Source organism: Bradyrhizobium sp. LTSP885, assembly GCF_000938305.1.
Classification (GTDB): domain Bacteria; phylum Pseudomonadota; class Alphaproteobacteria; order Rhizobiales; family Xanthobacteraceae; genus Bradyrhizobium.
In genome coordinates this window covers 167,528-194,395 of record NZ_JYMT01000018.1, presented here as the reverse complement: position 1 = coordinate 194,395, position 26,868 = coordinate 167,528, and the positions used below count along the sequence as shown (strand labels likewise).

The 26,868-nt window shown below is 64.1% G+C and carries 24 protein-coding genes; 12 read left to right on the top strand and 12 right to left on the bottom strand.

Features of this window, described 5'->3' with window-relative positions; translation table 11 throughout:
* Positions 1-21: 21 nt before the first annotated feature.
* Genes UP09_RS12120 through UP09_RS12105 form a run of 4 tightly spaced genes read right to left on the bottom strand, consistent with a single transcriptional unit; the run spans position 22 to position 4,088 of the window.
* Entirely contained in the window at positions 22-1,194 is a 1,173-nt protein-coding gene (locus UP09_RS12120) for an acyl-CoA dehydrogenase family protein (protein ID WP_044538391.1), read from the bottom strand.
* A complete protein-coding gene (locus UP09_RS12115) occupies positions 1,188-1,997 on the bottom strand; it encodes an ABC transporter ATP-binding protein (RefSeq protein WP_044538390.1) in 810 nt (269 codons plus the stop codon). The genes UP09_RS12120 and UP09_RS12115 overlap by 7 nt, the downstream gene beginning before the upstream one ends.
* Complete coding sequence (locus UP09_RS12110; protein WP_044538388.1) at positions 1,991-3,013, bottom strand: ABC transporter permease; 1,023 nt, start codon at positions 3,011-3,013, stop codon at positions 1,991-1,993. Before UP09_RS12110 ends, UP09_RS12115 begins: the two co-directional genes overlap by 7 nt.
* Entirely contained in the window at positions 2,991-4,088 is a 1,098-nt protein-coding gene (locus tag UP09_RS12105) for an ABC transporter substrate-binding protein (protein ID WP_502689042.1), read from the bottom strand. The genes UP09_RS12110 and UP09_RS12105 overlap by 23 nt, the downstream gene beginning before the upstream one ends.
* A 470-nt stretch (positions 4,089-4,558) precedes the next feature.
* Here UP09_RS12105 and UP09_RS12100 point away from each other — a divergent pair, with 470 nt between their 5' ends.
* Positions 4,559-5,548, top strand: a complete 990-nt coding sequence (locus tag UP09_RS12100) for an ABC transporter substrate-binding protein (RefSeq protein WP_044538501.1) — start codon at positions 4,559-4,561, stop codon at positions 5,546-5,548.
* 295 nt (positions 5,549-5,843) lie between these two features.
* Positions 5,844-6,623, top strand: coding sequence for an SDR family oxidoreductase (locus tag UP09_RS12095; protein WP_044538387.1), 780 nt, complete (start codon positions 5,844-5,846; stop codon positions 6,621-6,623).
* Between the two features lie 74 nt (positions 6,624-6,697).
* On the opposite strand, the gene UP09_RS12090 is transcribed toward UP09_RS12095, so the two are convergent.
* A complete protein-coding gene (locus UP09_RS12090; RefSeq protein ID WP_044538386.1) occupies positions 6,698-6,997 on the bottom strand; it encodes an HU family DNA-binding protein in 300 nt (99 codons plus the stop codon).
* Positions 6,998-7,420: 423 nt separating this feature from the next.
* On the opposite strand from UP09_RS12090, the gene UP09_RS12085 reads away from it, so the two are divergent.
* The 4 genes from UP09_RS12085 to UP09_RS12070 all read left to right on the top strand — a co-directional run bounded on the left by UP09_RS12085 (position 7,421) and on the right by UP09_RS12070 (position 12,711).
* Positions 7,421-9,034, top strand: coding sequence for an ABC transporter substrate-binding protein (locus tag UP09_RS12085; RefSeq protein WP_044538385.1), 1,614 nt, complete (start codon positions 7,421-7,423; stop codon positions 9,032-9,034).
* A 244-nt stretch (positions 9,035-9,278) separates the two neighbouring features.
* Positions 9,279-10,256, top strand: a complete 978-nt coding sequence (locus UP09_RS12080; protein WP_044538384.1) for an ABC transporter permease — start codon at positions 9,279-9,281, stop codon at positions 10,254-10,256.
* 2 nt (positions 10,257-10,258) lie between these two features.
* Positions 10,259-11,089 (top strand): ABC transporter permease, encoded by an 831-nt coding sequence (locus UP09_RS12075; RefSeq protein WP_044538383.1) that lies wholly within the window; start codon positions 10,259-10,261, stop codon positions 11,087-11,089.
* A complete protein-coding gene (locus tag UP09_RS12070; RefSeq protein ID WP_044538382.1) occupies positions 11,086-12,711 on the top strand; it encodes an ABC transporter ATP-binding protein in 1,626 nt (541 codons plus the stop codon). Before UP09_RS12075 ends, UP09_RS12070 begins: the two co-directional genes overlap by 4 nt.
* Here the strand turns inward: UP09_RS12070 and UP09_RS12065 are convergent.
* Positions 12,708-14,012 (bottom strand): NAD(P)/FAD-dependent oxidoreductase, encoded by a 1,305-nt coding sequence (locus UP09_RS12065; RefSeq protein ID WP_044538500.1) that lies wholly within the window; start codon positions 14,010-14,012, stop codon positions 12,708-12,710. The two genes, UP09_RS12070 and UP09_RS12065, sit on opposite strands and share 4 nt — an antisense overlap.
* Before the next feature lie 73 nt (positions 14,013-14,085).
* Between UP09_RS12065 and UP09_RS12060 the strand changes: the two genes are divergently transcribed.
* From UP09_RS12060 to UP09_RS12045, 4 genes are all read left to right on the top strand, one after another.
* Positions 14,086-14,940 (top strand): VOC family protein, encoded by an 855-nt coding sequence (locus tag UP09_RS12060; protein WP_044538381.1) that lies wholly within the window; start codon positions 14,086-14,088, stop codon positions 14,938-14,940.
* 118 nt (positions 14,941-15,058) lie between these two features.
* Complete coding sequence (locus UP09_RS12055) at positions 15,059-16,381, top strand: ABC transporter substrate-binding protein (protein WP_044538380.1); 1,323 nt, start codon at positions 15,059-15,061, stop codon at positions 16,379-16,381.
* Complete coding sequence (locus UP09_RS12050; RefSeq protein ID WP_044538379.1) at positions 16,378-17,322, top strand: carbohydrate ABC transporter permease; 945 nt, start codon at positions 16,378-16,380, stop codon at positions 17,320-17,322. Before UP09_RS12055 ends, UP09_RS12050 begins: the two co-directional genes overlap by 4 nt.
* 11 nt (positions 17,323-17,333) lie before the next feature.
* Positions 17,334-18,158 (top strand): carbohydrate ABC transporter permease, encoded by an 825-nt coding sequence (locus UP09_RS12045; RefSeq protein ID WP_044538499.1) that lies wholly within the window; start codon positions 17,334-17,336, stop codon positions 18,156-18,158.
* A 6-nt stretch (positions 18,159-18,164) separates the two neighbouring features.
* Here UP09_RS12045 and UP09_RS12040 read toward each other — a convergent pair whose 3' ends face one another.
* Positions 18,165-19,082, bottom strand: coding sequence for an amino acid ABC transporter substrate-binding protein (locus tag UP09_RS12040; RefSeq protein ID WP_044538378.1), 918 nt, complete (start codon positions 19,080-19,082; stop codon positions 18,165-18,167).
* A gap of 146 nt (positions 19,083-19,228) precedes the next feature.
* Here UP09_RS12040 and UP09_RS12035 point away from each other — a divergent pair, with 146 nt between their 5' ends.
* On the top strand, positions 19,229-20,392 hold the full coding sequence (locus UP09_RS12035) for an NAD(P)/FAD-dependent oxidoreductase (protein WP_044538377.1): 1,164 nt from the start codon (positions 19,229-19,231) through the stop codon (positions 20,390-20,392).
* A 61-nt stretch (positions 20,393-20,453) separates the two neighbouring features.
* Here UP09_RS12035 and UP09_RS12030 read toward each other — a convergent pair whose 3' ends face one another.
* From UP09_RS12030 to UP09_RS12020, 3 genes are all read right to left on the bottom strand, one after another.
* Complete coding sequence (locus UP09_RS12030; protein ID WP_044538376.1) at positions 20,454-22,115, bottom strand: hypothetical protein; 1,662 nt, start codon at positions 22,113-22,115, stop codon at positions 20,454-20,456.
* A 24-nt stretch (positions 22,116-22,139) separates the two neighbouring features.
* Positions 22,140-22,817, bottom strand: a complete 678-nt coding sequence (locus UP09_RS12025) for a cysteine hydrolase family protein (RefSeq protein WP_044538375.1) — start codon at positions 22,815-22,817, stop codon at positions 22,140-22,142.
* Positions 22,818-23,028: 211 nt separating this feature from the next.
* Positions 23,029-24,087 carry a YeiH family protein gene (locus tag UP09_RS12020; protein ID WP_044538374.1) on the bottom strand — a complete coding sequence of 353 codons (1,059 nt, stop codon included), beginning with the start codon at positions 24,085-24,087 and terminating at the stop codon, positions 23,029-23,031.
* An 86-nt stretch (positions 24,088-24,173) separates the two neighbouring features.
* Between UP09_RS12020 and UP09_RS12015 the strand changes: the two genes are divergently transcribed.
* Positions 24,174-25,157: a LysR substrate-binding domain-containing protein gene (locus tag UP09_RS12015; RefSeq protein ID WP_044538373.1), complete on the top strand. Its 984-nt coding sequence runs from the start codon at positions 24,174-24,176 to the stop codon at positions 25,155-25,157.
* On the opposite strand, the gene UP09_RS12010 is transcribed toward UP09_RS12015, so the two are convergent.
* Together UP09_RS12010 and UP09_RS12005 are read right to left on the bottom strand one after the other, a co-directional pair.
* Positions 25,105-25,326, bottom strand: coding sequence for a hypothetical protein (locus UP09_RS12010; RefSeq protein WP_044538372.1), 222 nt, complete (start codon positions 25,324-25,326; stop codon positions 25,105-25,107). The genes UP09_RS12015 and UP09_RS12010 overlap by 53 nt on opposite strands.
* Before the next feature lie 273 nt (positions 25,327-25,599).
* Complete coding sequence (locus tag UP09_RS12005; protein ID WP_044538498.1) at positions 25,600-26,856, bottom strand: allantoate amidohydrolase; 1,257 nt, start codon at positions 26,854-26,856, stop codon at positions 25,600-25,602.
* Positions 26,857-26,868: the final 12 nt, after the last annotated feature.

Here is a 26,868-nt window from a genome sequence, read left to right as displayed (position 1 = left end):
CGGTTTCGTTGACTGTTATTATCAGACGCCCAGCGCAAGGCGTCCGGCGGAGACACGGGTGGCGTCGTCCTGCGGGGTATGGACGCGGCCGCACAGCACGTCGCGGTAATGCCGCTCCAGCGGATTGGTTCGCGACAGGCCGTGATTGCTGGTCAGCGACAAGGCATCCTCCACCACTTTGACGGCGTTATTGGTCACCGTCAGCTTGATGATGTTAGACTCGTTTGGAGAGAGCTGGAAGCCGTTATCGAAATCGGTGGCAAAGCTGTCGATCAGCCGCGCATTGACGGCCAGCCGCGTCTCGATACCGCCGACCACCTCCTGGACGCGCGGCAGCGTCGCCAGTGGCGCGCCGAGATTGGCCGGCACCCGCTCCCTCAGGAATTTGACCAGCCAGTCGCGCGCCGCGCGGGCGATCCCGTCATAGATCGCGGCCACGAAGATGGTGTGCACGACGCTATGCACGAAATCGGGAACCTTCCAGTCGTCGGGCTTGCGGACGTCGATCTCGTAATCCAGTGGAAACACGACGTCGTCGAAGGTCACGGTATGGCTGCCGCTGGCGCGCAGGCCGAGGTGATCCCAGGTCTCGACGATCTGCGTTCCCGGCAATCCGGCTGGGACCAGAAACAGTCCGACACGCGTCTCGGCTTCGTCGGTCTTGGCCCAGACCGTGTACCATTTCAGGATCGGCGCGCCGGTCGAATAGATCTTCTTGCCGCTCAGCCGCCACCCGGTCTCGGTGCGCCGCGCTATCGTCGCCGGCAGCCCACCGCGCGCCGGCGAACCGAGCTCGGGCTCGACCCGCAATGCGTTGATCAGCGCCACGCCCTCGACCGTCTCCTTCGCAAGCTTGCGCGACAGACGGCCGGGCCAGCGCGTGCTGCGGGCCATCACCAAATGCTGAATGTAATGCATCGACAGCACCAGGGCCGTCGACGGATCGGCCTTGCCGACGATGCCGAGGACGCGCGCGGCCTCGCGGGCGCCCGCCCCGCCCCCGCCGAGCGCTGCCGGCACGGTCAGCGCCAGCAGCCCCTCGCGCGAGAGGTCAGCGAAATTTTCGAAGGGGAAGCTGGCGTCGCGGTCATGCGCGGGCGCACGCGCGGCGAAGACATCGGCGAGTTGCAGGGCGCGCATAATGTGCTCGGGCTCACTCGCGTGCGGCAGTTCCTTAGCGGCTGTCGTCACCATGTTGCCTCCAGTCCGAGCAGGCCGAGGATCTGCTTGCGCAGGCCGGCGAGATAGGGATCGCCGCGATGCCGCGGATAGGGCCGATCAACGGCGATATCGGCCGTGATGCGCGCCGGGCGATCCGAGAGCACGATGACCCGGTTGGCGAGCACCAACGCCTCCTCGACGTCGTGGGTGACCAGCAGCGTGGTAAAGCCCTTGCGCTGCCACAGCGCCACGAGTTCGGCCTGCATCGAGATCCGCGTCAGCGAATCAAGCTTGCCGAGCGGCTCATCGAGCACAAGGATTTTCGGATCGTTGACTAACGCACGCGCCAGCGCCACCCGTTGCGCCATGCCACCGGACAGCTGATGCGGATAGGCGTTGCGGAACGACGTCAGGCCGACCAGTTCGAGCACCGCATCGACCCGGTGCCGCTGCGTCTTCAAAATGCCCTGCGCCTCCAGGCCGAGCGCCGCATTGTCCCAGACCGAGCGCCACGGAAACAGCGTCGGATCCTGGAACACGACGACCCGCGAGGGATGCGGCCCGGTGATGCGGACCTCATCCTCCCGCAGCGCGCCCGCGCGCGGCTTCTCCAGTCCGGCAACCAGCCGCAGCAGGGTCGACTTGCCGCAACCGGACGGGCCGAGCAGTGCGACGAACTCGCCGGGTGCAATCGCCAGGTTCACATTGTCGAGCACCGGCAGCGTGGCGCCATCGATGTCGAAGGCATGGCTCACGCCTTCGATGTCGAGCGCGGCGCCGACCGCGGGATAGGTGATCGCTTCAGCCGTAGCTTGGGCGATGGCCTGCGCTACCATTTGACGACACCCTTCTGCCAGACCAGCAAGCGGTCGCGGGTGCGGAACAGCAGCGTGATCGCGCCGGAGCAGAGTAGCGACATCACGATCAGCGCGGCGTACATGTTGGAATAGGCCGCCCAGCCCTGTGCCCATTGCAGATACCAGCCGAGGCCAGCCTTGACGCCGATCATCTCGGCGACGACGAGCACGGCAAACGACGAGCCGAGCCCCATGAACAGGCCGACGAACACATGCGGCAGCGCCGCCGGGATCGCGACCTTCAGCACCAGGAACGACGGCTTGGCGCCGAGCGTGCGCGCGACGTCGTAATAGGCGCTGCTGACGCTCGCGACACCCGACCAGGTCAGCACCGTCACCGGAAAGCCGGTGGCGAGCGCAATCAGGAAGGTCGAGGCGCTCCAGCTCGACGGAAAGGAGAAGAAGGCGATCGGCAGCCAGGCGGTCGCCGGCAGCGGGCCGATGAAACGCAGCACCGGATGCACCCAGTAGCCGATCTTCTGCGACCAGCCGATCGAGACGCCGGTGAGGAAGCCGACCGTAGCCCCAATGATGTAGCCGCCGAGCTGCAGCTTGACCGAAGCGAACACGCTGTCGAGCAGCTTTGGCAGATCGTCGGTATAGACTTCGAGGATCGACTGCGGCGGCGGGAAGAACGGCAGCGGCAGCCAGGCGAATTTTGCGGTGGCGACTTCCCACAGCGTCAGGAACGCGCCGAGCGCGACCAGCCACGGCGCGCGCTTGCGCAGCGCCTCACCTGCGCCGCCGAGATAGTCGGCACCGAAGGTGCCGAACAGCACGAAGGCCGCGATGACGATGGCGCCGATGCCGAGCGAGTCCGTCCGCGACCAATCGCCGAGATCGGGCCAATACAGGGATGACACCCCGAAGGCGAGCCAGGCGAGGCTCGCCGCAAGGCCGACACCGTAGCTGCCGGAGAGGTTCGCAAGCCTTACCGAGCCGCGCGGCGCGGCTGCGGCTGCGGCTGTCGCGTCAGACACCGAATACGTCGACATAGATCCGCTCCGCGAATTTGGCCGTATCGGTGCTCTGCTTGAACACCGAGACCGATTTCAGGTCGTCGGCGTAACCCTTCAGCTCGCGCTTCAGCACCTCGCCGACCGGGTGATGGTGATGGGTGTGGTAGCGCGCCATCGCCTCGAGATCAGCGAGGCTCGCCGTCTTCGGCGCGTAGGGCTGGAACGATTTCGCGGCCTTGTCCGGGTTCTGCGAAGTGAACATCGCGGCATCGAGCAGCGCCTGGGTGATGGCGCGCGCGACGTGGGGTTCTTCCCGTACCAAACTGCCGCGCAGGCCGACGATGCAGCAGCTCTTGTCCTTGTATTCGCCGTCGAGGTTGGAGGCGACCTCCTTGTACTGCGGGTCCTTGAGCCAGAGATAGGCCAGCGGATCCGATGACAGGAAGGCCTGGACCTCGCCCTTCTCGACCGCGACATTGAGGAGATTGCCTGGATAGGCGCGCCAGTCGACATCCCTGACCGGATCGATGCCGAGCTTGGAGAGCTGGATCGAGAAGAAGTTCTTGTCGGGCCCGGCGAGATCGCCGACCGCGACCGCCTTGCCTTTGAGATCGGCGAGCTTCTCGACACCGGAAGTGCCGCGAGTCAGCACCCGCATGCAGCCGCCATGGGTGCCCGCTGCGATCTTGACGTCAAAGCCCTGCTCCAGCGGCTTGAGCCAGCGCAGCGCCATGCCGAGACCCGCGTCGCTCTTGCCGGTGGCGATCGCCTCCAGCAGCTGATCGGTCGAGCCGGAATAGTTGACGAGTTCGACGTCGAGGTTCTGCTTCTGGAAGAAGCCATAGTCGATCGCGACCGGCAGCGGCGCGAGGCACACCGCGCCGGCATTCCATGACAGCTTGAGCTTGCGCGGGGCGCCTGATAGCGGCGGCGCATCGGAGGCTGTCTTGCAGATCGGGAATTCCGAGAAGTCGATCGCCGGCACCGGACCGCGCGCCGAGAAAGCCCGCGCGCCAAAGGCCCCGATCGGCGCGGCAAACGCTGCGGCTGCCCCTGCGCGCAGCAACGTGCGGCGATCCATCACCGTCTTCTTGTTATCCGTCGACATCATCACTCCTGCATTTCGGCACAGCTTCGCCGATCGCGCGAACCTGTCCGTTTGCGCGCCCACCATTCGAAGCTCATGTTCGAGAAAAAATCGGATCTCTCCGGCGCCACCGCACCCTCAGCAACATCCAAATGATGCGGCGCGATAGCGTCATCGTCAATGAAATGGAATTTCGAAAGTAACGCGCGCGAAAGGCGTTATCTCCCCGATCGCATGGTGCGACGATGAAAGGATTTCCAGCGCGGTCGGGGTGAACGACGCAACCGGTCGACATCGAATGCACAGCATTTGAGCGTTTTTCGTCCGCATGTACGACACCTTCTACGAACGCGCCTTCCGACGAATGAGTCCTTGCTGCGCAACCCGCGAATTCAGTTTTCCGTTTCGTTGACGGCGAACAGGTTGATCATAGACTCGAGCGAGCCCTGACGCGTTTCCCACGCTGCGGCGAATGAATCAGAAAGAAAATGGACATGCCCAGACCGACCCGCCCGGGTTCTCCCCACTTCCTCACCCGCCGCACGGCCGCAGCGCTGATCGCGGCCGCGGTCACCCTGTCGACATCGGTCGCGGCCTTCGCCACTGACACGATCGTGCTGCGCGTCGGCGACCAGAAGGGCGGCAACCGCTCGCTGCTGGAGATTTCAGGTCTCGCCAAGGACCTGCCCTACAAGATCGAGTGGGCGGAATTCCCGGCCGCAGCGCCGATCCTCGAAGCGCTCAACGCCGGCGCGCTCGATGTCGGCTACACCGGCGATCTCGCCTTCCTCACGGTCTACGCCGCAGGCGCACCGATCAAGGCAATCGGCGGCACGCGGTCCGACGCGCGGACGCAAGCGATCCTGGTGCGCGGGGATTCGCCGATCAAGACCGCGGCAGACCTCAAGGGCAAGCGCCTTGCCGGCACCCGTGGCGGCTGGGGCCAGTTCCTGATCGATGCCACGCTGGAGAAGTCGGGCTACAAGGTCGAGGATGCAACGTTCGCGCCGCTCGGTCCGGTCGATGCCAAGATCGCGCTGCTCGCCGGCTCGATCGACGGCTGGGCGGTGTGGGAGCCCTACGTCTCCTATGCCAAGCTGAAGGACGACGCGCGCGTCATCGCCGATGGCGCAGGCCTGACGCCGACCATCACCTTCATCGTCGCCTCCGACAACGCGATCGCGACCAAGCGCGCGGCGGTGCAGGATCTCGTGCAGCGGCTGAACAAGGCATGGCTGTGGTCGCTCGACCATATTCCGCAATACGCCAAGAACACCGCCGAATTGACCAAACTGCCGGAGGACGTGCTGCTCGCCGCCTACACCGCAGCGAAGGGCAGCCCGATCGCGATCGATGAGGCCGTGGTGAAAGAGGTGCAGGCGGCGTCCGATCGCGCAACCCGGTACGGCATCCTGTCCAAGACGCTCGATGTCGGCAAAGCCGTCGACCCCAGCTTCACAGCCGCCGCGGCCAATTCGAACTAGCGCCGTGGTTTTCGTCATGCCCGGGCTCGTCCCGGGCATCCACGTCTTTGTTCCGCGGACAGCAAGACGTGGATGGCCGGGCATACGCGAGCGGAAGCGACGCCGTCCTTCGGACGGCTATGCCCGGCCATGACGATGAGGCGCTCACCTAACCGCACACCACAACGGAGACGCCTGATGTCCGGCCCGCTCCATCTCTCGCTTATCGTCGCAGCACACCTGCTCTGCATGACCTTGTTGGTCGCGCTTTCGGTTTGATACGTTCTCTCCGGGATCATGCCCAGGGAGAACAACAATGAACCTCACAATGAACGACCGTGTCGCCGTGGTCACCGGCGGCAGCAAGGGCATCGGAATCGCGGTGGCGCGGCGGTTTGCCGAGTCCGGTGCCAAGGTGGCGATCCTCGCCCGTGGTGCGGCCGACCTCGCGGCGGCGCGCGAAACATTGGCAAAAGACGGGCTGGTGGTGCGCGACTACGTCTGCGATGTCTCGAAGGCCGCCGCCATCGCCGAAACCCACGACCGGATCGTTGCCGATCTCGGCAAGATCGACGTGCTCGTCAACAACGCCGGCACGGCGCGCACGCTGGCCTTCGAGAACATCAGCGACGAGGCCTGGCAGGAAGATTTCGATCTGAAGCTGTTTGCCGCGATCCGCTTCAGCCGGCTGGTCTGGGGCGGTATGAAGCAGCGCAAATGGGGCCGCATCATCAACGTGCTCAACACCTTTGCGAAGGCGCCGGCCGGCAACTCCGCGCCGACCTCGGTGTCACGCGCCGCCGGCATGGCGCTGACCAAGGTGATGGCGAACGAAGGCGGCGAGCACAATATCCTGGTGAATGCGCTGCTGGTCGGCCTGATCATGAGCGATCAGTGGGTGAAGCGCCACGCGACGCAGTCGCCGGGCATGGATTTCGGCGAGTTCGCCAAGAATCTCGCCAAGGGGACGCCGCTCGGCCGCATCGGCACGGCGGAGGAGTTTGCCAACCTCGCCTGCTTCCTCGCGTCCGAGCAAGGCTCCTACATCACCGGCACCGCCATCAACGTCGATGGCGGCCGATCGCCGGTGGTCTAGAGGGCAAACAATCTGCGGCAGGAAACCGCTGGCCCCAAAAGCAAAAGGCCTCCGTCACCGGAGGCCTTCTACTCTTAAACCGCGTCCTTGGCGGCCTTGACCGGCCGTGCGCGGACGATCTTCCTGGCCGGCTTGGCCTTGAACATCATCTCTTCGCCCGTGAAGGGGTTGGTGCCCTTGCGCGCCTTGGTCGCAGGCTTCTTGACGACGACGAACTTGGCGAAGCCGGGGACGAGGAAAACCCCGTTCTTCTTCAGCTCCTTGTGGCCGACATCGACGAGCGTGTCCAACACGCCCTTGACGTCGCGCTTGGAAAGTTCGGTGGTGGTCGCGATCTTCTCGATCACTTGCGACTTCGACAATTGGGTAGCCATGTTTGCTCCATTGATTCTGGAAGGCGCACGATATGGCGGAAAACGCCGGGAATAATAGGGTTTTCTGCACTCCACACCGCAATATCGCTGTGGACAGCGCCCGAATCAGCGAGTTTTCCCGGGTTTCTTTAAGTCAAGGTGCCTAGAAGCCCTAAAATAACAGGGTTTGCACGCTTCCGAGCGGCTGCCAAAGGGCATCGCAGAGAATCACACGGCGCACTTCGCACTGCGTCAATGCACGGAAACGCGGGAGGCCAATTCGAGTTGCGGAGAGCTGCGACGCCACTTCAGATTTCGGAAATGATCTTCCGAAAGGGCGAGGCATTAGAAAATGACTCAGGTTCCCATTCCATCGTAACATCGGCCAAAGCCCGCCGCGACCAGCCCGCGGGCCATCCGATGTGAGCTTTGGAGACCCCGCGTATGGACGTGACCCGCCTCGAGATCAACCGCCGCACGGCCCTTTTGACCTCGGCCGCCATCGCGGCCAACGTCATCAATCCGATGCGGGCCTTTGCGCAGGAGACCCCCCGCAAGGGCGGCGTATTCAACGTCCAATACCCCGCCGAGCAGCGTCAGCTTAACCCCAGCATCCAGGCCTCGACCGGCGTCTACATCATCGGCGGCAAGATCCAGGAGAATTTGGTCGACCTCGACGCCAACGGCCAACCGGTCGGCGTGCTCGCCGAGAGTTGGGAGGCTGCGCCTGACGGCAAGACCGTCACCTTCAAGCTGCGCAAGGGCGTCACCTGGCACGACGGCAAGCCGTTCACGTCAGACGACGTCGCCTTCACCGCCATGAACATGTGGAAGAAGATCCTCAATTACGGATCGACGCTGCAGCTGTTCCTCACCGCGGTCGACACGCCCGATCCGCAAACCGCGATCTTCCGCTACGAGCGCCCGATGCCGCTCAACCTCTTGCTCCGCGCCCTGCCCGACCTCGGTTATATCTCGGCCAAACATCTCTATGAGAATGGCGACATCAGGCAGAACCTGACCAATCTGGCGCCGGTCGGCACCGGCCCGTTCAAATTCGTCAAATATGAGCGCGGGCAATATGTCATCGCCGACCGCAATCCGGATTACTGGCGGCCGAATGCGCCCTATCTCGACCGCATCGTCTGGAAGGTGATCACCGATCGCGCCGCCGCGGCGACACAGATGGAGGCCGGCGAACTGCATTACAGCCCGTTCTCGTCACTCACCATCTCCGACATGGGACGGCTGGCGAAGGACAAGCGCTTCATCGTCACGACCAAGGGCAATGAAGGCAACGCCCGCACCAACACCATCGAGTTCAACTTCCGCCGCAAGGAGCTGTCTGACATCCGGGTCCGCCGCGCCATCGCGCATGCGATCAACGTGCCGTTCTTCATCGACAACTTCCTCGGCGATTTCGCCAAGCTCGGCACCGGGCCGATCCCCTCGACCTCGACCGATTTCTATCCGGGCGCCAACACGCCGCAATACCCCTACGACAAGGCCAAGGCGATCGCGCTGCTGGATGAGGCCGGCTTCAAGGCCACTGGCGGCAATCGCTTCTCGCTAAAGCTGTTGCCGGCACCGTGGGGCGAAGACATCTCGCTGTGGTCGACCTTCATCCAGCAGTCGCTGTCGGAAGTCGGCATCCAGGTCGACATCGTGCGCAATGACGGCGGCGGCTTCCTCAAGCAGGTCTATGACGAGCACGCCTTCGATCTCGCCACCGGCTGGCACCAGTACCGCAACGATCCCGCGGTCTCGACCACGGTGTGGTACCGCTCCGGCCAGCCGAAGGGTGCGCCATGGACCAACCAGTGGGGTTGGGAAGACAACACCGTCGACAAGACGATCGACGACGCCGCCACCGAAGTCGATCCGGTCAAGCGCAAGGCGCTCTATGCCGAGTTCGTCAAGGAGGTGAACACCGAGCTGCCGGTCTGGATGCCGATCGAGCAGATCTTCGTCACCGTGATCACGGCAAAAGCGCGCAACCACTCCAACACCCCGCGCTGGGGTTCATCAAGCTGGCACGATCTTTGGCTTTCGGCCTGAGGTCCCTTCTCCCTCGCCCCGCTCTTGCGGGGTCGAGACGAGCGAAGCTCGCTCTTAGAGGGTCGGGGTGAGGGGCTCTCTCCGCGAGTCGTGTGCGCGGATAGACCTGTACCCCCTCACCCGGACCGCATTCCGCTTCGCTGCATGCGTTCCGACCTCTCCCCGCAAGCGGGGCGAGGTGACCAAGAGGCCAGCGTCGACGCACACCAGTGTCCACTCCATCCGAAACCGCTATAGATAACCGATGCGTATCCTGAGCCTTGCGGGGCGGCGGCTGGCCGCCTCGATTCCGACCCTGTTCCTGATCCTGATCGGCGTGTTCCTGCTGCTGCAGCTGGCGCCGGGCGACACCGTCGACGCGCTGATGGCGCAGATGGGCGGCGGCGATGCCGCGACCGCAAAGGAGCTGCGCCAGTTCTACGGGCTCGATCTCTCGGTTCCGGCGCAACTTGCCAATTATCTGTGGCGGCTGGTGCGGCTCGATCTCGGCTTCTCCTCGATCTACGGCAAGCCGGTCGCGACCGTGATCCTGGAACGGTTGCCGCCGACTATTCTCTTAATGACGGCGTCGCTGTCGTTTGCGTTCTTCTTCGGACTGTTGTTCGGCGTGATCGCCGCGCGCGGCGTCAACCGCTGGCCGGATACGCTGATCTCGACGCTCGGCCTGGTCTTCTACGCCACGCCGTCGTTCTGGTTCGGGCTGATGGCGATCGTGGTGTTCTCGGTCTATCTGCAGTGGCTGCCGCCGGGCGGCTTCGAGGACATCGGCACCATCAGGACCGGCATCTGGCACGTATTCGACATCGCGGCGCATCTCCTGCTGCCAACGCTGACGCTCGGACTGATCTTCCTTGCGATCTATCTGCGCATCATGCGCGCCTCGATGCTCGAGGTCCTGAACCTCGATTTCGTCCGCACCGCCCGGGCTAAGGGGCTGGACGAGACCCGTGTCATCACCCGTCACGTGCTGCGCAACGCGCTGCTGCCGATGGTGACGCTGATCGGCCTGCAGGCCGGCACCATGCTCGGCGGCTCGGTCGTGGTCGAAAGCGTGTTCTCGCTGCCCGGCCTCGGGCGCCTCGCCTATGAGTCGGTGGTGCAGCGCGACCTCAACACGCTGCTCGGCATTGTGTTCGTCTCCGCACTACTCGTCATATCCGTGAACTTCGTCGTCGACCTGCTCTACGCGCGGCTCGACCCCCGCATCGCGGCGGAGGGCTAGCGATGGACGCCGTGAAGCGCTACTTCCGCAGTCCTGCCGCCATCATCGGCCTGGTCCTGCTGTTGCTCGTGATCGCCATGGCAATCAGTGCCGGCTTCCTCTATCCGCGCGATCCGCTGGCGCTGGCCGGCCGGCCGCTGGTCTGGCCGTTCTCCAACCCGCGCTTCCTGCTCGGCACCGACAATTCGGGGCGCGACATCGCCGCGCAGATTTTCTACGGCGCGCGGATTTCGCTGCTGATCGGCGGCGTCGCAACCGTGATCGCAATCCTGATCGGCATCCTGGTCGGCGCCTTCGCCGGCTATTACGGCGGCTGGGTCGACAATGTGCTGATGCGGATCACCGAGGCGTTCCAGACCTTGCCGAATTTCGTGCTGCTGCTGGTGCTGGTCGCCGTGTTCGGCTCGACCCTGACCACGGTGACGATCGCAGTCGGCGTGGTGTCGTGGCCGGCGCCGGCGCGGCTGACCCGCGCCGAGTTCCTGTCGCTGCGCAACCGCGAATTCGTGCAGGCCGGCAGGACGCTCGGCATGAAGGACATCCAGCTGATCCTCGGCGAAATCCTGCCCAACGCACTGCCGCCCGTGATCGTCTATGCCAGCGTGGTGATGGCGGTCTCGATCCTGCTGGAAAGCGCGCTCGCCTTCCTGAAGCTGTCCGATCCGAACGTCGCCTCCTGGGGCAATCTGATCGGGCTCGGCCGCGACGTGCTGCGGGTGCAGTGGTATGTCTCAGCGATCCCCGGCGTTGCGATCCTCGTCACCGTGCTCGCGGTGTCGCTGGTCGGCCAAGGGTTGAATGACGCGCTCAATCCGCGGCTGAAGAGCCGATGAGCCAGCCCGTTCTTTCGCTCGACGGGCTGACGGTGCGTCTGCCGAAGGGCGCCGACCGGCCGCACGCGCTGTCCGACGTCTCGCTGTCGATCGCCTCGAATGAAATCCTCTGCGTGGTCGGCGAGTCCGGCTCCGGCAAGTCGATGATGGCCAACGCCATCATGCGGCTGCTCCCGAACGAGGTCAGAATCGAACAGGGCCGGATGCTGTTCAATGGCCGCGATCTCTGCGCAGCGAGCGCTGCCGAGATGCGCGACGTGCGCGGCGCCGGGATTGCGATGATCTTCCAGGAGCCGATGACGGCGCTCAACCCGCTGCGCTCTATCGGCGACCAGATCGGCGAGATGTTTTCGATCCACACCAAACTGTCAAAGGCCGAGATCGCGGCCCGGGTGCTGGCGCTGCTCGAGGACGTCCGCATCCCCGATCCAAAGGCCGCCGCTAAGGCCTATCCGCACGAACTCTCCGGCGGTCAGCGTCAGCGTGCCATGATCGCGATGGCGCTGGCGCTCGACCCGAAACTGCTGATCGCGGATGAGCCGACCACCGCGCTCGACGTCACGACGCAGGCGCAAATCCTCAAACTGATTCGCGACCTGCAGCGGCGCAAGCAGACGGCGGTGCTGTTCATTACCCATGATTTCGGCGTGGTCGCCGAGCTCGCCGATCGCGTCGTGGTGATGCAGCACGGCGTGATCGTCGAACAAGGCGTGACCGACAGGGTGTTGAACGATCCGCAGCATGCCTATACGAAGCAGCTCATTGCGGCCGTGCCGCCACTGAAGGCACCGCCGCCGCGCATCATCTCCGGCAAAAACATCCTGACCATCGACAACGTCTCGAAGACCTATCGCACCGGCGGCTTCCTCGGCCGCGGCGCGCGGGTCACGGACGCGGTGAAGAACGTCTCGCTGCACCTGCCGCGCGGCGCGACGCTCGGCATCGTCGGCGAATCCGGTTCCGGCAAGTCGACGCTCGCGCGCTGCATCGTGCGGCTGATCGATCCTGACGCCGGCGCGATCCTGCTCGACGGCAAGGACTGGGCGAAGCTCACGCGCGAACAGGTTCGCCGCGAAACCCGCCATATCCAGATGGTATTCCAGGATCCGTTCGCCTCGCTCAACCCGCGACGCAAGACGGCCGAGCTGGTGGCGCAGGGGCCGATCGTGCATGGCGCCGATCGCGCGGTTGCGATCGCAGAAGCGCGAAAACTGTTCGAATTGGTCGGGCTCGATCCGTCGGCGGGCGATCGCTTCCCGCACGAATTCTCCGGCGGCCAGCGCCAGCGCATCGGGCTGGCGCGGGCGCTCGCGCTGAAACCGGATGTGCTGGTCGCCGACGAGCCGGTTTCGGCGCTCGACGTCTCGGTGCAGGCGCAGGTCCTGAAGCTGCTCGCCGACCTGCGGCAGCAACTTGGCCTCTCCATCATCTTCATCACGCATGATTTGCGTGTCGCGGCGCAGATCTGCGATCTCGTTGCCGTGATGAAGGACGGCGCCGTGGTCGAGCAAGGGTCGACTGCCGTGGTGTTCGGCAATCCGCAACATCCCTACACACAGGCGCTGCTATCAGCGATTCCCGGCGGTGATTTCACCCGCAAGCGGGATGCTTTGATCGTCTAGGCGATCTCCCGCGCATCGCGGCGGCGATAGACCAGCAGCATCAACGGCGCGAGCTTGCGCATGAGGCCGTGCGCGGGAATCGCGACCGGCTCGGTGAAGGGCAGCGCCAGCTCGTTTTCCGGCACGCCTTGCACCGCCTTCGCGAGCTCCCGGCCGAGCGGCATCGTCAGCGCTACCGCGCGGCCGTTGCAGCCGGTCCAGCCATAGGCATTGGGTCCGAGCCGATGAATACGCGGCAGGAAGTCGGTGGTCATGCCGACATAGCCGTTCCAGACATAATCGAACGAGACATCGCCGATCTGCGGCCACAGCCGCTGCAACCGCTCGGTCACCCGCGCCTTCAGCCGCGCGGGCTTGTCACCAGGACCGATCACCGCGCCGCCGGTGACGAGGCGGTTGCGGGCATCGTAGCGCGCGAAATAGAGCTCGCCGTGGGTGTCCGACATCGCCTGCCGGCCCGGGATGATGGTCTTGCGGACATTGTCGGATAGCGGCTGTGTCGCCATCTGCCAGGACAGCACCGGCATCACCTCATGCGCAATGTCAGGCACCAGCGATTTTGCGAACTCGCCGCTATAGGCGTTGGTCGCGACCACAAGCGCCCGACCCGAGATTTCGCCCTGCTCCGTCTTCACCACCCAGCGGTCGCCGCGGCGCTCGAAACTCAGCGCGGGCGAACGGGCGTAGATGCGCGCGCCGAGGCCGAGCACGGTGTGCGCGAGACCCCGCGCGAGCGCCAACGGATTGATGTGGCCGCCGGTCCTGTTCCAGAAGCCGCCGAACCACGCATCCGAGCCGAGCATCTCCCTGGCCTGGTCGCGCGACAGCAATTCGACCGGCGCGCCGAATTTCGACCATTGCCGCACCCGCCGCTCCGCAATCTTGATACGGCCCGGTGAATGCACCGGCTGCACCCAGCCAACCTGCTCCTGCTCGGCCTCGATGTTGTACCGTTTGACGATATCGAACAACGTCGAGGCGCTGTCGCGCAGCATCGCGACGAAACGCTCGCCGGCCGCGCCATGTTTGGCGATGATGTCTTCGGGATCCGGCCGCGACAGCGTCGGGATCACCTGCCCGTTGTTGCGGCCCGATGCGCCCCAGCCCGGCTCCGCCGCCTCGACGATCGCGACATCGACATTGGCCTCGCGCAGATGCAGCGCGGTCGCCAGACCGGTAAGGCCGCCGCCGATGATGACGACATCGGCCTGCTGTGCACCGGTCAATTCGGGACAATCGGGGCCGGACGGCGTCGCCGCGGCCCAGAGCGAATTGGGCCAGCGTACGGCATTGCTGCTCATCATGATCCTTTCTTGCGGGCGCGTGTTCGTTCTGGTTAGGTTGAGTCCCTTATTTCAGCCGGGAAGACAAGAAGTGGCACTCAAGAACGTCATCGGAATCGACCACGCCGTGGTCATGGTCAAGGACCTCGAGAAGGCGGCCGAGAATTACAAGCGGCTCGGCTTCACCGTGTCGCCGCGCGGCACCCACAGCGCGCATATGGGATCGGGCAATTACACCATCATGTTCGACCCTGATTACATGGAATTGCTCGGCGTGCTGACGCCGACCGAACACAATGCGCCGGCGCGCGCCTCTCTGGAGAGTCGCGGCGAAGGCATCGAGCGGATCGCGTTCACCGCAGTGGATTCGGCCGCCGGCGCCGAGGAGATTCGCGCGCGCGGCTACCCACCGGTCGGCCCGACCGATTTCGAGCGCCCCGTGACGCTGCCCAACGGCACGATCTCGTCTGCGAAATTCCGCACCTTCCAGTGGCCGACCGCGGAAGCGCCCGGTGGCGTCCGCATCTTCGCCTGTCAGCACAAGACGCGTGAGACGGTGTGGATTCCGGAATTGATGACCCACGCCAATGGGGCAAAACGCCTCAAGCAGGTGTTGATCGTCTCGCCGGAGCCGGCCGCCGATGCCGCGCATCTCTCCAAGATGATCGATATCGCGGTAAGGAACGACGCCGATGGCGCCATCGCCGTACCATCGGGCGGGGACCGCGCCGACTTCGTGTTCCTGACCAAAGACCAGCTCGGCAGGCGCTATCCCGGCGTATCGCTGGCCGGCCTGCCCGATCGCGGCGGCGCGGGCCTGGTGATCGCGGCCGACTTCGCGGCGACGGAGAAGGCGCTGGGCGCGACCGGCGTGAAGAGCGGCAGCAGCATCTGCGTGCCGCCGGCCGCCGGCAACGGCACCCTGCTCGCTTTCGTCAAGGCATAGCTGCCATCACCTGCGCGTCGCCGCTGCATAACGCCGCGGCCCGCGCAGGTGGGGGCTAGGCATACAAACCTCAGACGCTAGTATCCTCCCAAACAAGAACCGCCCCTGGGAGAGAAACATGTCGCATCACCTGATCTCGCGCCGCCAGGTCCTGGCCGGCACGGCCGCCGCTGGCGCGCTTGGATTGACCGGATTTCCCGCCCGCGCCGAGGTCAACTGGAAGAAATACTCCGGCACCACGCTCGAGGTGATCCTCGCCAAGGGGCCGCGCGGCGACAATCTGCAAAAGTACGTCAAGGAATTCACCGATCTGACCGGCATCAAGGTCGAATCGGAGCAGATTCCCGAGCAGCAGCAACGCCAGAAATGCGTGATCGAGCTGTCATCGGGAAAGCCGAGCTTCGACATCGTTCACATCAGCTATCACGTGCAGAAGCGCCAGTTCGAGAAGGCGGGCTGGCTCGCCGACATGAGCGGCTATCTCAAGGACCCGAGCCTGACGCCGCCTGACCTGGTCGAGAGCGATTTCTCCGCGGCCGGCCTGCAATATGCCCGCAACGACAAGGGCCAGATGCTGTCGCTGCCGTGGTCAGTCGACTATTTCATCCTCTACTACAACAAGGAACTGTTCCAGAAGAAGGGTGTCGAGATCCCGAAGACGCTCGATGAAATGGCCGCTGCAGCCGAGAAGCTGACCGACCCGAAGGAAGGCATCTACGGCTTCGTCGGCCGCGGCCTGCGCAACGCCAACATGGCGATGTGGAGCAACTTCTACCTGAACTATGGCGGCGAATTCCTCGATGCCAAGGGCAATATCCTGACCGACGGCCCCGAGGCGATCGAAGCCACGAAACTTTATCAGCGGCTGCTGACCAAGTCGGCGCCTCCCGGTGTCGTCGGCTTCAACTGGATGGAGTCGATGGCCTCCTTCACGCAAGGGCGCGCCGCGATGTGGATCGATGCGACCGGCTGGGCGCCGCCGCTGGAGGATCCGACCGCCTCGCGCGTCGCCGGCAAGGTCGGCTACACCGTGGTCCCGGCCGGCCCCAAGGGCCATTTCTCGTCGACCTATGGCGACGGCATCGGCATTGCCGCAGCCAGCAAGAACAAGGAAGCCGCCTATCTGCTCTGCCAATGGGTGGTCTCGAAGGGACAGGGCGCACGCCTGCTGCAGGCCGGCGGCGGCGTACCGTTCCGCAGCTCCATCGTCGACGATCCCGAAGTCGCCAAGGGCGTCAAGACCAAGGAGTGGCTGCAATCGGTGATCGACTCCTCCAAGATCTCCAAGCTCGGCCTGCCCGTCATCATCCCCGTCGCCGAATTCCGCGACATCGTCGGCGCGGCGTTGACCACGACGCTATCAGGCGCCGATCCCGCCACCGAGCTGAAGAAGGCGCATGAGCAATTCCGCCCGATCCTGGAGCGCAGCGAAAAAGCGTGAGCGTGATAACACAAGCCTCTCCGGCGGAGCCTGAGGCGTTTTCCGCCACGCCGGAACGTACGTGGCGTCCGCCGTCCTACTGGCCGTTCGTGATCCCGGCACTCGTCGTGGTGTTGGCGATCATCATCTTCCCGTGGGTGTTCACGATCTGGATGAGCCTGCACGAATGGAAAGTCGGCTCGCCGACCGTCTTCGTCGGGCTCGCCAACTATTTGCGGTTGCCGACCGATCCGCGCTTTGTCGAGGCGATTGGGCACACCTTGTTCTACACCGCGTTATCGGTGGTGCTGCCGCTGATCTTCGGCACGCTGGCGGCGGTCGTGTTTCACCAGAAGTTCGCCGCGCGCGGTTTTTTGCGCGGTATTTTCATCATGCCTATGATGGCCACTCCTGTGGCGATCGCGCTGGTCTGGACCATGATGTTCCACCCGCAGCTCGGCGTGCTGAACTATTTGCTGTCGCTGGTCGGATTGCCGCCGCAGCTCTGGGTGTTCAATCCGACGACGGTGATCCCGTCACTGGTGCTGGTCGAGACCTGGCAATGGACGCCGCTGGTGATGCTGATCGTGCTCGGCGGTCTCGCCGCGATCCCGACCGAGCCCTACGAAAGCGCGCAGATCGACGGCGCCAATTTCTGGCAGGTCTTCCGCTTCATCACGCTGCCTTTGATCATGCCGTTCCTGTTCATCGCCGGCATGATCCGCATGATCGACGCCGTGAAGAGTTTTGACATCATCTTCGCGATCACCCAGGGCGGACCGGGCTCGGCGTCGGAGACCATCAACCTCTATCTCTACAGCGTCGCCTTCGTCTACTACGACATCGGCTACGGCTCGGCGATTGCGGTCGTGTTCTTCCTGCTGATCGTCGCGCTCGCAGCACTCCTGCTCTATCTGCGCAAGCGGATGCTGTGGACGTCGGAACTCGGAGACGGCGCATGAGCCTGCGTCAGGTGAGTCTTCGTCAGATTTTGGGCCGGATCGGGCTGTGGCTGTCGGTCTTCGTCATCGTCTCGCCGGCGATCCTGTTCTTCCTCTGGATGGCCTCGCTATCGCTGAAATTCGAGATCGACAACGCCGCCTATCCGCCGGTGTTCATCCCGGAGAATTTCGCCTGGAAGAACTATGCCGACGTGCTCGCCTCCAACCGCTTCCTGACCTATTTCGTCAACAGCCTGATCGTGACCGGCAGCGCGACCGGGCTTGCGATGCTGGTCGGCGTGCCCGCCGGCTACGGCATTGCGCGGATGGCGGCGCATAAATCGGCGGTCGTGATCCTGATCGCGCGCATCACGCCGGGATTGTCATACCTGATCCCGCTGTTCCTGCTGTTCCAGTGGCTCGGCCTGCTCGGCACCCTGGTGCCGCAGATCATCATCCATCTCGTGGTCACGGTGCCGATCGTGATCTGGATCATGATCGGCTATTTCGAGACCACGCCGCTGGAGCTCGAAGAGGCCGCACTGATCGACGGCGCCACGCGCTGGCAGGTGTTCCGCCATGTCGCGCTGCCGATCGCCAAGCCGGGACTCGCGGTCGCCTTCATCCTCGCCGTGATCTTCTCCTGGAATAATTTTGTGTTCGGCATCGTGCTGGCCGGGCGCGAAACACGCACGCTGCCGGTCGCGGTCTACAACATGATCTCGTTCGACCAGCTGAGCTGGGGCCCGCTCGCCGCCGCCGCACTGATGGTGACGCTTCCGGTGCTGCTGCTGACGGTATTCGCCCAGCGGCAGATCGTCGCCGGGCTCACGGCGGGCGCGGTCAAGGGCGGGTAGAGCCAGCTATTGGTAGCTGGCGGTATCAGCAGAATCGCTCGGGTGCGCGACAACTTTCTTTAACGCCGCGCTCATCGGAAGGTTGAGGTTGATGCTTCGCGGCGGGATCGCTGTCTCGAACCACTTGCGATAGACGCGATCAAAATCACCGGACCGGAACATGTCGGCAAGCGCTGAATCGACCAGTTGCTTGAAGCCCAAGTCACCGCGCCGCATCATGATCGCATAGGGCTCGACGGACAGGAATTCCTGCGAGATCTGGTAGCTCTCAGCATCGCGCGCATTGGCAACCTGCCCAGCCAGCAGGACGTCATCCATCACGAAGGCGGAGGCGCGATCGGTCGCGACCATCAGGAAGGCCTCGGCGTGATCCTTTGCCGGGACGACCTGCATGCCGAGCTCCTTCCGGACATTGAGCTCATTGAGAAGCCGCAAACTCGTGGTGCCGGCGGTCGACACCACCGTGCGCCCCTTGAGATCGTCGAAGCCGCGGATCGCAGCCGCCTTCTTCGAGACGAAGTTGCTGGTGGTCAGATAGGTCGTCGACGAGAACGCGACCTGCGTCTGCCGTTCGATCGTGTTGGTCGTGGACCCGCACTCGATGTCGATGGTCCCGTTGGCCAGCAGCGGAATTCGCGTGGCCGACGTCACCGGCACATACTTGACCTGAAGGTCGGGACGTTTGGTGGCGACCTTGATCTGGTCGACGACGCGCGCGCACAGATCGATCGAAAAGCCGACGACGTGCTGCGCGTCGTCGAAATACGAGAACGGGATCGACGTGTCGCGGTGCCCAATGGTGAGCACACCGGTGCTCGCGATCTTGTCGAGCGTCTCCGACGGAGGCTCGGCACGGGCCGCCGCAATCGATAATAGCGAGACAAAGGCCAAGTAAATCAATTTCTTAAAGGTGCCGCCGCCCATTCGCTTACTCCACTCAACACGACCATTGGATATAATTTTCCTGTATTGTATAAAATACTACCACCAATTATACAACTGTGAAATCGTGCAGTATCGTCGACCAGTCGGCACGTCGCTGCCGGCAGGACCGAAGAGAGGGACATCGCGTGCATTACGACGTCGTCATTATCGGTGGAGGAGCGATCGGCGCGAGCGTCGCCTATTTCCTGAGGCGCCATCCAAAGGCGTGCTCGGTCGTGGTCGTCGAGCGTGACAAGAGCTATCAGCAGGCTTCGACGCCACGCGCCTCCGGAGGCGTCCGCCGGCTGTTTGCCCTGCCGGAGAACATCGCGCTCTCCAATTTCAGCATTCCGTTCTACGAGCGGTTTGAATCCGAGATGGCGGTCGACGGCGAGCCGGCCCGGATCGACTTCAGGAAGAACGGTTATCTCTTCATCGTCGCCGCGGCTGATATCGGCACGCTCGAGAAGAATTTTCGCATACAGCAGGACAACGGCGTCAATGTCGTCTGGCTCGATCGGGAGGGATTGAAGAGCAAGTTTCCCTCGATGAACGTCACGGATCTGGCGGCCGCGGTGTATTCGCCCGATGATGGCTGGCTCGACCCCTACAGCGTGCTGCGCGGATTGCGCAGGAAGGCCGCATCGTTAGGCGCGACATTCATCGACGACGAGGTCGTCGGGCTCGGGGCCGAGCGCGGACGCGTCAGGAACGTGACGCTGAAATCAGGCGCGGTCATCACGACGGATCACGTCGTGAACGCCGCCGGCGCCTGGGCCAAGCAGATCAGCGCGATGGTCGGGATGCGGGTGCCGATCGAGCCGATGCGGCGATACGAGCACTATTTCGAGTGCGAAACCGCGATCGAGCCGCTGCCCTATTTGAAGGACACCCAACGATTGGCGTTCCGGCCGGAAGGCAAAGGCTATTCGGGCGGCGTTCCCGATACCAACGAGCCGCGTGGCTTCAACTTCGAGGTTCAGCACGATTATTTCGAGACGGTGGTGTGGCCGGCGCTCGCCCATCGCTTCCCGGCCTTCGAGCGAACCAAGGAGAAGAACGTGATGGCCGGGCTGTACGACCAGAACGAACTCGACGGCAATGTGATCATCGGCCCCTGGACAGGTGCCATCGAGAATTTCTACATGCTGGCCGGCTTTTCCGGGCACGGCCTGATGCACGCGCCGGGTTGTGGGCGAGCGATGGCCGAACTGATCCTCGACGGCGGCTACCGGACCATCGATCTCGGCCGCTTTGGATGGCAACGCGTGCTCGACGGCACGCCCTGTCGCGAGACCGGCATCATCTAGCAGATCGATTCTCGCGATCTGCCAGATGTCTGCGCGGCCCTGGTGTCCACGAGGCTCCCGATCACTCCGCCGGAGCCGCCACGGCCGGCATATCCGCATGCGGGCTGTAGGCTTCGCTCCCTGCGGACTTGTCGAGCGCGTAGAAGCCGCCCGCCATCACGAGATAGGCGAGTGCCACGCTGGGCGTCACGCCGAGGCCGCCGCCGATACCGACGGCTTCGCCGTGCATGAAGCCGAAATAGGTCATGACGGCGCCGGCGAGCGCGAAGGCCGAAGCCTTCATGAAATCGCGTTCGATCACGAACACGCCGATCGCGCCCAGGATCAAACCCGCAAGGATCGAGCCGCCGCCCATCACTTCCAGGCCGTGATAGAGCACGCCCTGTTGCGGCAACGCTGCGATGGCTGCAGTCTTGACCTCACCCACCTTGTCGGCGGCGAGGCCGCCGACAGCCTGGGCTGCGTTCAAGGTCGAGCCCAGCATGGTGTCGATCTGCAGTTTCGCCCAAGCCGCAAGATGCGGCGTCAGCGCCAGCACGATCGCAGGCGCATGCTTGACCGGCGTGGTCTGGAACGCCTGCGCACCAATCAACATGCCGATATAAAGGAGGATCGGCGAGATCGCGACGACAGGCACCAACGCCAGCAGCACCGAGATGATGCCGAACCACGACAGCACCACCACCATGATGCCGGTCGCGGCCGAATAGCCGATCCGGCCACCCATCGCCTTCCAGCCGGGATGGCCGATATAGACCGCGTTGATGAAGGGATTGCCCATCAGGCAGCCGATCAGGCTGACGATGCCGTCGGCGGTCAGCACACGCGTGGTCGGATATTCATCGCCGGCCGCTTCCGCGCTCTCCACATTGTCCATGGCCTCGACGAGATCGTAGATGCCGAACGGGATCGCCGTGACCAGGATGACGCCGAGGAATTCGAAGCCCGAAAAGACCTGCCCGACCGCCGGGACCGGCACCGAGAAGCCGAAGCTCGCAAAGGCATCACCAACGCCCTTGACGCTGAGTCCACCGAGCCCGAGTCCGAACAGGTTCGAGCCCCACGCGATGACCATGCCGACCGCGATGGCGACGAGGCCTGCAGGAATATTCTTCCAATATTTCACCCCGCCGAACCAGCTCACCAGGATGATGGCGAAGCAGACCAGCCCGATCTGCGGCGTCATGTACATTTCCAGCGCCGGCCGCATCGAGATGAACGTCACCGAGACGCCGGCGAGCGTGCCGAGCAGCGCCGCGCGCGGCGTGATCCTTCGGATGAAGGGTGCGATAAAGCCGCCGATCATCAGGATGAAGCTCTGGAAGAACACCCAGACCAGGCCGGCGGACCAGCCCTTCATCGGATCGCCGGTCTTGATCGTGACCGGCAGCATGATCACGAAGGTGACGATGAACATGTGCGGCACGCTGACGCCCGACGGCAGCGCGCAGACGTCGCTGCGGCCGGTCTTCTGCGCGAGGCGATAGGCAAGGAACGCGTAATAGAAGGTCGAGAGGCACATCATCAAGCCGAGGGCCGGCAGGATGCGGCCGAACACCAGGCTGTCGGGCATCTTCAGCACGAAGCGCAACAGGCCGGTCAACACCAGCATGTTGACGAGGATGTTGGTGCCGAAGCCGAAGAACGCGTTCCAGTCACCCGGTGTCCACAGTACCGGCTTGAATTCGGACTTGCCGGCCGTCCCCGCAATGCTCGTGCTCATGGTGATCCCCTATGCCAAAATTCTCTACGTCTCCATTGCCTTCAATATTGCGGCCGAGTCGCTGACCCAGCCGAAGATGCCGCCCTGGGCCTTGATCATCTTCAGGCCCATCTCATGAAATTCCGGGAAGTAGGACGCGCAACCGTCGCCGATCACGACACAGCGATAGCCGCGGTCGTTGCCCTCGCGCACGGTGGTGTTGACGCAGACTTCGGTGGTGACACCGCACACCAGCAGGTTCTCGACGCCGTAGTTCTGCAGGATTTCGCCAAGCTCGGTGGCGTAGAACGCGCCCTTGCCGGGCTTGTCGATCACGATCTCGCTGTCGAGCGGATAAAGCGCGGGGATGATGTCGTGGCCGGCCTCGCCGCGGATCAGGATGCGGCCCATCGGACCGGGATCGCCGATCCGCAAGGACGGCGCGCCGCGCTCGACCTTCGCCGGCGGCGCATCGGAGAGATCGGGCAGATGGCCTTCGCGGGTGTGGACGACGAGCATCCCGGAGGCGCGCGCCGCCGCAAGCACGGACGCAATCGGCTTCACCGCGCGCGCAAGCTGGCTGACATCGTTGCCGAGCGTCTCACCGAAGCCGCCGGGCTCCATGAAATCGCGTTGCATGTCGATGATGACGAGCGCCGTCTTCGTCCAATCGAGCGTGATCGGCTCCGGCTCGGCTGCGATGATGCCGCTTGAGTTCGTCATGACACGCGTCCCGAACGAGAGAACTCCTGAGAGAACTCAAGCAAGGCGCGTGCCATTGTGTACAATACCATCCGGCGTGCGGCCGAAACGGAATCCGATGTAATTTCAGTTTGTTGGATGTTCAAAGGGACGTTGCACGTTCGCTGAGCGACGCTGCCACGACGTGCAGTTGCTCATTTGCTAAGCGTCGACAATAGGCGAACGATCGCCCTCACTTGAAGAAATGCACCAGGGCGATGCTTAAGCCGAGCAGCAGCAGCAGCGAAAGTGTGACCGCCGCCGTCACCCGGCCGCCGACGGTCGACAGCACGCGCACGTCGACGCCGAGCCCGAGCGCCGCCATCGAGACCACGGTGAGAACAGCTGCGATCTTCGTCACCGGTGTGATCGCGATGTCAGGCACGAGCTGGAAGGATCGCAGCGCGGCCAGCACCAGGAAGCCGATGATGAACCACGGCACCAGCTTGAACGGGCTGATCGAGACGACCTTCGCATGACCGGCCAGGCGCTTGCGGCGGGCGGCGAACAGCGAGAGGCCGACCACGATCGGGCCCAGCATCAAGACCCGCACCAGCTTCACCAGCGTGCCTATCTGCGTAGAGACGATGCCGGCCGGCACGGTCGCCGCCAGCACCTGCGGCACGGCATAGACGGTCAGTCCGGCCAAGATGCCGTATTGTGTCGCCGACAGCTTCAGGAGCGGAATCAGCAGCGGCAGGCCCAACACCATCAGCACGCCGAGAATGGCGGTGAATGAAATCGACGACGCGATGTCGTCGCCATCGGCCTCGATCACAGGCGCCACAGCCGCAATCGCGGAGTTTCCGCAGATCGAATTGCCGCAGGCGATCAGGATCGAGAGTTTTGTCTTGAGCCCGAGCATCCGGCTGAGGCCAAAACTGATCACGAGCATGATCACGACCATCGCCGCGATCGCCCCGATCAGCAGATAGCCCGATGCCAGGATGGCGGCAAAGCTGATGGAGGCACCGAGCAGCATCACGGCGACCTCGAGCAGTTGCTTGGCGCTGAATGCAATGCCGGAGCGCCAGCGCTCCGACGGCTGCCAGACGGTGCGCACCGCCATCCCCAGAAGGATCGCAACGACAAGGGCCTCGATATAGGGATGGTCGAAGACGCGTTCCTCGACGGCCTGCACGCCAAGCGAGATGACCGTAACCAACCCGCTGAGCAGGATGCCGGGAATCAACAGGACCACGCGCTTCAGCGCGCCTTCCTTCTGCCCCTGGTCTTTCGACAGCTCCGGCACGGAAACTCCTTTTCGGAGAAGATTTTATGCGCCAGACCCCAGTCATTGGCTAATATATTTTCGGACTGCCCCGATAGAGAGAAGTTATGTCCCTCAACCTGCATCTGCTCCGCCTGTTCGCGGCCGTGGCGAAAACGGGGAGTTTCTCCCGCGCCGCCGATATCCTGCACATCAGCCAGCCCGCGATCTCCAAGGGCGTGCGCGATTTCGAGCTGCAGGTCGGCTGCCGCCTGCTCGACCGCACGCCGAAGGGGGTGCGGACGACCCGGGAAGGCGCTGCGCTGGCGCGGCATGCGGAGACGCTGTTCGCCGCCGAGCGCGCCGCCGAGGACGAGCTGCAAGCGCTGCGCAACCTCGACAGCGGATCGCTGCGCATCGGCGCCAGCACGACGATTGCGACCTATATGATCCCGGAATATCTCGGCATCTTCCACCGCGCCTTTCCCGGCATCGACCTGCACGTGGTCAGCGCCAACACCAGCGATATCGCGGCACTTATGCTGGCGCATGAGATCGAAATCGCGCTGGTCGAGGGACCGGTGGAGGACGAGAGCCTGGTCAGCGAGGCCTGGCGCACCGACGTCATGGGTCTGATCGCCGCTCCCGATCATCGCTTCGCGACGGCCCAAGGACCGATCCAAGGGCCGATCGACTTTCGCTTGCTGGAGAACGAGATCCTGATCATGCGCGAACCCGGCTCAGGCACACGCGAGGTGGTCGCGCAGGCGTTGGTCGCCCACCGCATCGAGCCACAGCGGACGCTGGAAATCGGCAGCACCGAGGCGATCAAGCAGGCGGTGGCGGCAGGCGTCGGGGTCGCCATCGTCTCGATGGCGACCATCGACGATCAGGTCAAGCTTGGGAAGCTGAAGGTGATCCCGATCAGGGGCGTCCACATCGAGCGCACGCTCTGGCAACTGAAATCGCCCGGACGCCTCGACGTGCCGGCGGCGGTGGCCTTTGAAGGGATTATCAGGGAGACGCGAGCTGCGAAGATCGGTCCGCGCAAGCCAGCGGTCAAAGCGCCGCGAACAGACCCTGCGCCCAAGCCACGGCGCGCTCGAAACTGAATACGCCGGGCTCGAAATAGACGGCACGTGCCAGCACGATCACGGCAACCAGCCCCCAGAACACACTGGTGCCCGCCGTCTTCAGCCATTTCGACGCACCTTCGCTCGCAGCCGAATTGTCGACCGCTGGAACCGGCTCGCCGAAGGGATCGAATGCGGATTGGCTCATTTTGGCTACCGTTAGGAACGCCTCCAACATGTCAGGACATCCGGCGCGGAAGCAAGGGTAGCAGACCCCCTTTTGCGGCGGCCGTTTGGAAAGGCCTTTCGTCCGGGCGGGGTCGCGGAGAGTTTTCTTCTTTCGCCCGGCGCAGAAGCTGGCCTGAGCGCGGAAATTCGCGATCATCGGTAGGATGGGTAGAGCGCAGCGAAACCCATCATGTGCGGTCGCCGATGCGTGAAATCGATGGGTTTCGCTTCGCTCTACCCATCCTACGCGCGTCTATGGCTGCGGCCTGAAATTCTCGATGAAGCGCAGCAGGACCCGGGCGCCCGTATCGGCATCATCAGGTTCGACATGCTCGGCCGGATTGTGGCTGACCCCGCCGCGGCAGCGCACGAAGATCATGCCGATATCGGCGATGTCGACCATCGCCATGCCGTCATGCCCTGCCCCGCTCGGCAGTTCGAACACGGCATAACCCTCTGCGGCGACGGCGCCCGCGATCTGCGACTGCAGCCACAGCGCGCAGGGCACGCTCCGGTTCTCGTGGGTAACGTCGATCTGCAGCGCCAGATCGCGGCGTTTTGCGATCGCCTCGATCCGCCGCACGATATCGGCCACCGCGCGCTTGCGATGCATATCGCCGGGTGCGCGGATATCCATCGTGAACGAGACTTTCCCAGGGATCACGTTGGTGGCGCCGGGCATCGCACCGATATAGCCGACGGTGCCGACGAGGCCGCTCGCGTCGGTCTTGCAGAACTCCTCGATCGCGACGATGCATTCGGCGGCGCCTGACAGCGCATCGCGCCGCAGCGCCATCGGCACCGTGCCGGCATGACCGGCGACGCCGGCGAGACTGGCGGCAAGCCGGGTCGCGCCCGCGATCGCGGTGACGACGCCGACCGGCAGTCCCTTCTCCTCCAGCACCGGCCCCTGCTCGATGTGCAGCTCGACATAGCCGAGCAGCTCGCGCTGGGCGCGCGCCGCCTTGCCGATATGATCGGGGTCGAGCCCGAACTGGATCAGCGCCTCGCGCATCGAGACACCGGCGCGATCGCGGGTGGCGAGCACGCTCTCGTCAAATGTCCCGGCGACCGCACGACTGCCGAGCAGGGTCGAGGCGAAGCGCACGCCCTCCTCGTCTGCAAAACCCGCGATCTCGACTGCGAACGGCAGCCGCTTGCCACGCCGGTTCAGATCGGCCACGCAGGCAATTGCCGTGATGACGCCGAGCGGGCCATCCCATCTGCCGGCATCGCGGACGGTGTCGTAATGCGAACCCAGCATCAGGCATGGCAGGCCCGGCCGGTCGCCCTCGTAGCGGCCGCAGACATTGCCGATGGCGTCAAGATGCGCGCTCATGCCGGCCTCGCGCATCCAGGACAGGATGAGATCGGCCGCTTCGCGGTGCTCGGGGGTGAGGAAAATCCGCGCCAGATGCTCCGGCGTCTCCGAGATCGCACCGAGCTGGCCGATCCGCGCCACGATTTCATCGCCGAGCGATGACCGTCTGATTCCCGCCGCCGCTTCCATCTCGCTCATGCT